General features: G+C 48.7%; 8 protein-coding genes. 2 read left to right on the forward strand and 6 right to left on the reverse strand.

Annotated elements, in window-relative coordinates:
• On the reverse strand, positions 1-1,338 hold a 1,338-nt coding region (locus HW443_RS07870; protein WP_176238040.1), incomplete at its 3' end, for an ATP-binding protein.
• Positions 1,339-1,827: 489 nt separating this feature from the next.
• Here HW443_RS07870 and HW443_RS07875 point away from each other — a divergent pair.
• Together HW443_RS07875 and HW443_RS07880 are read left to right on the forward strand one after the other, a co-directional pair.
• On the forward strand, positions 1,828-2,655 hold the full coding sequence (locus HW443_RS07875; protein ID WP_176231238.1) for a type IV toxin-antitoxin system AbiEi family antitoxin domain-containing protein: 828 nt from the start codon (positions 1,828-1,830) through the stop codon (positions 2,653-2,655).
• A gap of 3 nt (positions 2,656-2,658) precedes the next feature.
• Positions 2,659-3,468, forward strand: a complete 810-nt coding sequence (locus tag HW443_RS07880; RefSeq protein WP_176231237.1) for a nucleotidyl transferase AbiEii/AbiGii toxin family protein — start codon at positions 2,659-2,661, stop codon at positions 3,466-3,468.
• Between the two features lie 563 nt (positions 3,469-4,031).
• On the opposite strand, the gene HW443_RS07885 is transcribed toward HW443_RS07880, so the two are convergent.
• From HW443_RS07885 to HW443_RS07905, 5 genes are all read right to left on the reverse strand, one after another.
• Entirely contained in the window at positions 4,032-4,493 is a 462-nt protein-coding gene (locus tag HW443_RS07885) for a DUF721 domain-containing protein (protein WP_176231236.1), read from the reverse strand.
• Positions 4,494-5,612 (reverse strand): DNA replication/repair protein RecF, encoded by a 1,119-nt coding sequence (gene recF, locus HW443_RS07890; RefSeq protein WP_176231235.1) that lies wholly within the window; start codon positions 5,610-5,612, stop codon positions 4,494-4,496.
• Between the two features lie 58 nt (positions 5,613-5,670).
• On the reverse strand, positions 5,671-6,702 hold the full coding sequence (locus HW443_RS07895; RefSeq protein ID WP_176231234.1) for a DUF1786 domain-containing protein: 1,032 nt from the start codon (positions 6,700-6,702) through the stop codon (positions 5,671-5,673).
• A 207-nt stretch (positions 6,703-6,909) separates the two neighbouring features.
• Positions 6,910-7,479 (reverse strand): peroxiredoxin family protein, encoded by a 570-nt coding sequence (locus HW443_RS07900; protein ID WP_219857063.1) that lies wholly within the window; start codon positions 7,477-7,479, stop codon positions 6,910-6,912.
• Between the two features lie 233 nt (positions 7,480-7,712).
• On the reverse strand, positions 7,713-8,492 hold the full coding sequence (locus HW443_RS07905; protein ID WP_176231232.1) for an SIMPL domain-containing protein: 780 nt from the start codon (positions 8,490-8,492) through the stop codon (positions 7,713-7,715).
• Positions 8,493-9,046 lie beyond the last annotated feature (554 nt).

Raw genomic sequence — 9,046 nt, forward strand, 5'->3', positions numbered from 1 at the left:
GCCCCGCAGAGGAAGGATGGCCTGAAACTTTCTGTCTCTGGCCTGCTTGGCCGAGCCCCCCGCGGAGTCTCCTTCCACCAGATAGATTTCGCATAACTCAGGATCGGTTAAGGAACAGTCGGCCAGCTTTCCAGGCAGAGATGTGCTCTCCAGGAAGCTCTTTCTTCTGGTTAGCTCCCTGGCTTGCCGGGCTGCTGTGCGCGCTCTGGCCGCCACAATGGCTTTGTTGACCATCAGCCTGGCCTCCCCGGGGTGTTCTTCCAGGTACTCGCCCAGCCTGGTGCTGACGATGGATTCCACCAGCCCTTTTATCTCGCTGTTTCCCAGCTTGGTCTTAGTCTGGCCCTCGAACTGGGGTTCTCTCATCCTGACATTAACAATAGCTACCAGACCTTCTCGCACATCTTCCCCGATAAGATTCTCTTCTTTGTCTTTCAACAATCCTTTGGATCTGGCGTAATCATTGATGGTCCTGGTCAGGGCAGCTCGAAAGCCGCTCAGGTGAGTTCCCCCTTCGTGGGTATTGATAGTGTTGGCAAAGGTAAAGATGTTCTCCAGGTAGCCGGTGGTATAAGTCATGGCCACTTCTATCTCTGTATCTTCCTCTTGACCAGAGATGAAGATAGTCTTCTTAAAGAGAGTTTCCTTCTTGCCCACCAGGTACTTGACAAAATCGACCAGACCTCCCTCATAGTGGTATGTCTCCTGGGTCTCCTGGCCTTTCCGCCGATCCTCCAGAGTGATTTTGAGGCCTCTGGTCAAAAAGGCCATCTCCCTCATTCGTTGAGCCAGGGTCTCGAATTTGAAGTCCAGGTCTTCGAAGATTTCCGGATCCGGTCTGAAGTTGATTATGGTGCCGTGGGTATTGGTGGGTCCGACCTCAACAAGGTCTGTTTTAGGAGTTCCCCTCTGGTACTCCTGCCGGTAGATATGTCCATCTCTTCTTACCTCTACCGTCAGGTGTTCGGAGAGGGCATTTACTACCGAGAGCCCTACTCCATGGAGACCTCCCGAGACCTTGTAGCTCTTATTGTCAAACTTGCCTCCGGCATGGAGAGTAGTCAGAACGATCTCCACTGCTGGCCGGCCATATTTGTCCATGATATCGACGGGAATACCCCTCCCGTCGTCATACACGCTCACAGAGCTGCCGTCATGGATAATGACCATTATGTTCTTGCAGATTCCGGCCAGAGCTTCGTCGATGGAGTTGTCCACCACTTCGTAGACCAGGTGGTGAAGTCCTCTCGGTCCAGTGGAACCTACATACATGCCCGGCCTTCTTCTCACCGCCTGGAGCCCTTCCAAAACGGTGATGCTATTGACGTCGTAGGGCATCTCCTCTTTTGCGAACTCCTCTGTCAAATAATCACCGCCCTCTAGCTTTTGATCTGAGTAGAAAATAGATTCCCCATTTTCCTCTGAAAATGCATCTTAATTTCATGTTCCTTTGTGCCAGTTATGGCATGAGGGTTTCATGATTCGAGGGTGCGGCCCCCGAATTACAGATCGCTTCAAAAAACTACTCCTGTTTCCCCCAAGTACCCCATATTTTGGGCTACTACTCTTCAACTAACCACAATTAATTATACCACAAAGCATCTCTCTAGGGCTTAACTGGGGCGATTTCTTTCAAGATGTCGAATGATTATTTCTATTTTCCCATACGCGAAAAGTTTAATTTTGGCGAAAATTTAAGAGAAATAATACCAGCAAGCTTCAAGTGACCGTAAGCCGTGTATGAATGCATTGACATAGTCATGTTTTATGTATAAATTACAGGATGACATCCTGTAATTCTTACATAGAACGTAAGAGAGGTTAATAATGAGGACTATCAGAACCCTCGGTCCCGTGAGTGCGAAGCTAATATTGAAACTAAAAGAAGAAAATAAAAGCATCTTTGGGGTTTCGGATGCTCAAAGAATTACTGGATTAAGTGTTAATGCTACTACGGACCTGCTTAGTGAGTTGGTTGGGCGGAAGGTTATTGCGCGTCTAAAACCGGGGAAATATCTTATTCTCCCACTGGAAGCTGGCTTGAGTGGTGAATACATGGAGAATTGGTATGTAGTTGCACAGGAGCTTATTAAACCTCATGCTTATTTTATTTCTCACTACAGTGCCATGGACATTCACAATATGGTTACTCAGCCTACCCGGATGGTTTACATCTCAACCTCAGTGCGCAGAAAGAATCGGGAGACTGGCGGTGCGGAATTCAGATTCATCTATGCAAAGCGTGAAAGCTTCTGGGGAATCACCAAAGAATGGGTAACACCTCAGCAGCAGGTAGAAGTAAGTGATTTAGAAAGGACCATTGTAGATTGTCTTTACGCTCCCAGGCTCTGCGGAGGAATATCTGAAATAGCCAAGGGTATCTGGATTGCTAAAGACAAAGTAGACTATGAGAAACTCACAAAGTATGTAGAAAGATTCAGCAAAAAGGTAGTAGCAAAACGCCTGGGCCTTGTTTTAGAAACCTACCAACTAGGAACGGCCGAAACCATACAACAATTACAGGATTTCATAAAAGACAGCAAAAGTTATGCGCTTTTCGATCCCTCACTCCCGGACCAGGGGAAGTGCGTGACCCGCTGGCGATTAAAACTAAATCTTGAGCCTGAAGAGCTAAAATCCATTGTCAGGACCTAAATCATGATTTTTCCAGCAGAGATTTCCAGGCTTTCTGGTAAGACTGGGATCAGAGATAAGACGATTGAGAAAGATTACATTTTAACCTGGATTTTGATTGGGCTTAGTAGTTCTGGTCTGAGGGATAATTTAGTTTTCAAAGGAGGAACTGCTTTAAGAAAAGTCTACATAAAGGACTATAGATATTCCGAAGATTTGGATTTTACCTTGATTAATCATCTTTCTGCAGTTGAAATCTTAGAGAAGTTCGAGGTGATTTATGACATAGCACGAAAATCAGCTAACATCCCAATGCGTCTTAACCGGCGGGAGGAAGAACGTGAAGACAGTCTTACTTTTTATGTGAGCTATTCGGGTCCATTAGGGGCAAGCATAGAAAGAAACGAAATTAAGATCGATGTTACCTTAAAAGAACTCCTTCAATTTCCTACACCCAGCCTCCCCCTGTTTAAAGAATATAGCGATCAGCCTGATGATATTAAGGTGAAAACCTATTCATTAGAGGAAACAGCTATCGAAAAGCTATGTAGTCTGCTCAGCAGTTATAGAAAAGAGCCTCGGGATGTCTACGACCTTTGGTACTTGCTCAAATTTAATCTAATAGGCCTGGTCTTTCTTGCTCAACCATTTGAGGAGAAGTGCGAGTTTAAAAATCTGGATTCTAAGGATCTGAAGGCACAACTGGATGCCAAAGAGCCAACATACAGGAAGCTTTGGGATCAGAGGTTGAGAGATCAGGTAGCTCAACTGCCCCATTTCGAAAAGGTTTATCGTGAGACTAAGCGCTATTTAAGAGGCGCTCAATTGATATGATGTGGCGGAAACTTAAGAATCGAAATCTTGCCTGATTGATAGGTCGAAGTATACGTGGATGATTTGAATTGTGAGAAGAAGATGTTAAAAATATCCTAGCCCAATTTTTTAGAAAAAGAGAGTTAAATTTCGCCCCATAAATAAACCCTGAAAAGCGGAGAAATGACCATTCTAGCACGTGGGAAGAACAATCCAAATAGAGGAAGCTTAGAAAAAGTGAAGAATAAAATTTCTTACCCAGCATGGCGACCGACCGCGTTATTATCGCAACGGATTGGGACTTGCCATTCCTGACCAGAGACAATTTCAGCCACTGCGTCGAGCAGTGCGGTATCTACTTGCCATTGAGAGTGTCGAGTCAAAGAAACGGCAGTTGAGTGTGACAAAGGAGCAAGCTACTTAAATTTTTAGGTGGTCCAAACATGGTATTCGCCCTTTTGGAAAACCTGCCTAAGGTACGATGGGGCCTCCCCTTAAGAGAGTCACTTCGCATAAGCGATCAAGAATCGTCACCTGTAAAAGGAAGGCAGCGGATGCAAAGAGGGCTATTCCCTGGAGAGCGCTTACAGTCGGCCTTCATCCTCTCTTGCTTTGGCTCTGGCCAACACTTTTTTAAATCTTTCTCTCAACACATCGTCGCCGATCTGGCTGGCCAGCTCCTCGATCTCTTGGGCCTGGGCCTTGTTTAGCTCTCTCGGTGCAATTTCTCTGGAAGGAGCCTGGTCCACAGGCTGCCTATCCACACCCCGAGGATAGAAGCGCATCTCCTTAATCACATCTTCTCCCAGGAGTGAATTTATCCTTTCCTTTATCTCCCGAGACAAAAGGCTTAGCTCCTGGGACCAAACCGGGCTGGAAGTAGAAACAAAAAGAATGCCCTTCTGAATTTTGTACGGATGCGTGTTGCTGGCTATCCGCTCTCCTACAATCTCCTTCCAGCAGGAGATGGCTCTAGATTCCCTGACCTTTTTCTCCATGCCCAGGTTATCCAAAACCTGGGTCACGATATGCTTAATGCTTTCCACTTAGAGCCCACCCCTTCTGATGGTGCCATTCTTTATCTCCAGCACGGTCTGGCTGGTAAGAATTTGGGGGTCAAAATAGGAAATGTTAGTAGTAGTTAGAAGGCATTGCATATCATCTCTCAGAAGTCTCATGAGAGATTCTCTTCTCTCCTTGTCCAGTTCAGACATAACGTCATCCAAAAGAAGAATGGGGGTCACCTCTAGCTCCTCTCTCAAAAAGTCGATCTCCGCCATCCGGAGAGCCAGAGCTGCCGTTCTCTGTTGCCCCTGAGAACCATAGGTTCTCAGGTCAATGTCGCTTACAGTGAGAACCAGCTCATCCCGATGGGGGCCAAAAGAGGTAATGCCTCTGGCTATATCTTCCTCCCTCTCCTGCTTGAGCTGCTGCAAAAAGGCCTGGCAGACCTGCTTACCATCCTCAGAGAGATCAAGCTCGAAGTTGGGAGTATACGAAATCTGCAAATTTTCCTGCGGCGAGATTTCTCGCATTCTTCTATTCGCCAACTTTTGGATCTTTTCAATACCTGCTCGCCTCATTCTGTAGATATGAGAGGCGGCCTCGGCCAAATACTGATCCCATGCTTCTAAAGTATCCAGGTTTTTCCGCTCTCCCATCAGGCTCTTTAAAAGAGAGTTTCTCTGAGTCAGGGTTCTCAGATATCTCTTCCGGAAATAAGCATACTTGGAGCTGATCTGGATCAGAACCTGGTCTATATAGTCTCGTCGGTATTCAGGACCTTCCTTCACTATTTTCAGATCGTCAGGGGAGAACAAAACAGCCACTACCAGGCCCTCTGGCTCGCCATGACCTTGTCTCTCCACCTGATTAACCCGAATCCTCTTCTGTCCATTTCTATGAATCTGGAAGTCCATCTGATAGGACTTTCCTCTTCTGACGATGCGGCAGTGGATGATAGCCTGATCACACCCCCACCTTATGACCTCCCGGTCGGAAGAGGCACGGTAAGAGCTCCCCAGGGAAAGTATCCTCACTGACTCCAGGAGATTGGTTTTGCCTACCGCATTGCCACCCACAATAATGTTCAAACTGCTGTCCAATTCTGTGTGGGCATGGGAGTAGTTTCTGTAGTCGATAAGCTCCAGTTCTTGAATGATCATGAGCCTGGTCCTGAAGCAGACCTAACTATGACTGTGCCAAAAGGCGGGAGGCGCTGGATCACAGCATCCCCGCGGCAGCCAGCAAACCGAAACAACCTGTCAGCATCATGTCTCCGTAGGGGACCGCGAAGTAGTATCCCGAATTGGAGGCCAGGTGACGGTTAGGTCCGGTTATAGTGACAAAATTAAAAAGGAGCCCCCGCGAGAAGGAGGGGTGGATAACGCACCCATGTCCTCCGTCAGCATAGATCTCTTTATTGGAAAGACTGCCCTGGCGCAATCGGTCTAGGTAGTCCTCCAATTTGGCGGGAGTCATCCGGGCCGTGTGGTGTTCGAAAAGGCCCCACACCCTCCCGTCCTGAACCAGAGCTCCCAGAGTGTGAGAGTTTCCAATGTTCACTACCACGACCCCTTCTCCTCTCCGCCGGAATACTTTTTGATCGCAAAAGGCGCCCCACATAGCAGCGGCTCCGGTGTCCATGACCAGGGCCCCCGGCACATCTCTTTGAATGGCCCGCATTCTAGTCATGAATAAAGGAGGTTCCTTGTAGATCAAGCCATCTAGCTTCCCTCCTTCCCTGATAAACCTCTCCCAGTAAGCAAAACGGAAACTGCGATTGCTTCCCTCCAGGCACTCGCCATGATCCTGGACGGCGATAGCAAATCGTTCAGGAAGCGGCACATCAAAGAGGGACAGGGCCTGTCGCAGGCAGGGGAGGTCGATATCTCTCAGGTCGATGGGCACTGCCTCCTCGGCACCAGCTTCTCCTATCTTCACTCCGATTTCTAGCACCTCCGCCGGATTGTCGCGAATGGTTTTGGCCGCCAGTGGCGTAGCATACGCTTCCAGGCCTGCTCGCAGGTGCCCCGTGATGGCCTCGACACAGGCTCCTCCCCCCATAAGATTCCCTTTCAGAAAAATCGGCACTTTCGCCTCTGTGGCCTCCCTTATCCGCCTGGCTACGGTTATGGTCCGGGAGGGCACTACCATTTTCAGACAGTTCTCAGGTGGCTTCCCTTTCTCATACAGAAGGATATCCTGTGTTCCAGCACCTACATCGATGGCCAGAAACTGCTCTGGGCTACTCATGTTCTTACCTGGTTCACGCTGAAAAATGACGTGTCGATAGGGTAAAGGCAGACTACCGCGGAGTAAATTTTGCTCTGATCTACAGCGCCAAGCCTATTTTCAGTGTGAACTACCTGGAAAATAGTCAGCATTTTCATAGTTCGTGGGCGACGAAGCCGTCATAAAAAATGGCCTCGATATTCATTAGACCGGCTCTAAAGAGGGGTGTTACTCTTCCAAAGCCTGGTCCAACATATTCTTTAGCATAGATTCAGCCAGTTGCCCTATCTCGCTCCCCACAATCATTCCCTTCTCGTCCACAATATAGGTGCTAGGTAGTGCCCAGATGGCGTAGTCAGAAGCTACCCGGTGGGAGGGGTCAAGAAGGATAGTGTAAGTCACACCCACTTCTTTGACAAAGGACTCCACCAGTTGCGTATCCGTGTCCATGCTAATTCCTACCAACTCCACGTTCTTATCCTTATATGCCTGGTAGGCTCGTTCCAAATTGGGCATTTCTGCCCGGCAGGTGCCGCACCAGGTGGCCCAGAAATTGAGAACCACTACTTTACCTCGAAAGTCAGAAAGGCTGACCTCTCGGCCGTCCAAAGAATTCAGGGTAAATTCCGGGGCCGGGATGGCTGGGCTCGAACTGCTCCCCTCTGCGGAACCGCCCCCACTCTGGGAGCCCGCCCTTCCGATCTCCTCAGGAGGCTCGGTCATGCACGCACATCCGGATACCAGAAAGAACAACATCCCAATTGTCACAAGCAGCAGAAGGATTTTCTTGAAGTCCACTTTGTAAATACCTTTGGGAATAGGGTTCTGCCTTTACCTCTCCAAAACAATATTACTATATTTGCCTGGAAACTATAAGGGTGGCAGGGGAGGGAATCAGAGAGCTCTTTCAAAGTCAGGATGGTCACAAGAAGCCTTTTTTGCCAGATGGGGGGTACTACCCTATATCGGAAATCGAGGTACGCCTATGCCCTCCTGGTAACACTATTGTATTGAGGCCCGGCCGGTCTCCTCTACTCAATCACATAGGTAATTTCCACGGCCGCTGTGATTTCTATGTTTTGCCCGACCACAGGAGGGGGAGTTACCTCTCCAGCGCCCTCAGCACGCACGGCGTAGTAGTCCAGGTATACTGGAGCAATAGGGGGGATCCCGTTTTCCCGCGCTGAGTAGATCTCTTTTAGTCTGACACCCATGGCCGCGGCCAGAGCCTCGGCTTTTGTTTTGGCATTGGCGTAAGCATCGTTTAGGGCTTCCATTTCGGCTTTGTTACCTGGACTTACGTCAAACCGCACTCCGTATATACTGGTGGCCCCAGCCTTGGTGGCCTTGGCAATCAAATCACTGACTTTCTGTATCTCCCTCACGGTGACAATCACTTGATTGGAGACGTAGTATCCTACTATCTCAGGTGCTCCCTCCTGGGGATAGTTATATTCAGGATGCAGATTTACCCCAACCGTAGTTATGTCTTCCTCCGGAATCCCCATTTCCCTGATGGCCTGGATCACCTTCTGCATGATCTCGCTATTTCGATTCATAGCCCTTTCAGGGGTCTTCTCCTGGAGCTCTACTCCTATGGTAACGGTAGCTACGTCAGGTGTAGCGATGGCCCGCCCTTCTCCACTAACAGTAAGAGTTTTTGGGATCTGCGTAGTTAGGGGCACCTGAGTCAGGGGGGTGGGCTCCTGAGCTTCCTTGGGTTGCTGGACACATCCGACTACCAACAAGGTTAGCAGAAAAATGAGCCCAATAAGGATAAATTTTGCGGTCCAACTCTTACTTGCTGACATTTCCTCCTCCTTGGTTTTCTGACTGCGTTGTTAATTGGGGTATCTTAAGTATCCGAATCCAGAGAATTAGACGCCGCGCCTCCCTTTTTGTTCCCTGAGTTCTGGTACTGGTCAGATAACGAGACGCCCGACGGAGGCTTAAGGAAGAAAGCGAGCTATAACCGTTCTCCGAAACTTACTCAAATCTAAAGATTTGACGTTCGGTCCCTGCTTCTACCAGCCTGCCAGAGAGCTGGTCTTACAAGCTGTCCACAGGCGTAACTTCCCGAGGAACTCCCGGTAGCTTCAGCCCCAAATATGCTATGAGACTTTAGTAATGTCAAAGGGGTTTTAGTAGATTAGGGGCCAGCCCTTGTGATCGAGTAATTTCTTCCCTCCCAGAGCTAATAGCCCAGTCTTCTTAGGAATTGGCGAGGGTTACGGAATACCACCATCTCCGCTGCCTCCTCATCTAAGCCGGCCCCCAGGGCAATTCTTTTAGGCAATTGGGGGACAAAAAGATCGTCAGGGGTATGGGCGTCAGAGTTAACCAGAAGAAGGGCGCCCTCTTTTTG

Origin of the sequence: Candidatus Hakubella thermalkaliphila (assembly GCF_013281975.1) — a bacterium.
Lineage (GTDB): Bacteria > Actinomycetota > Humimicrobiia > Hakubellales > Hakubellaceae > Hakubella > Hakubella thermalkaliphila.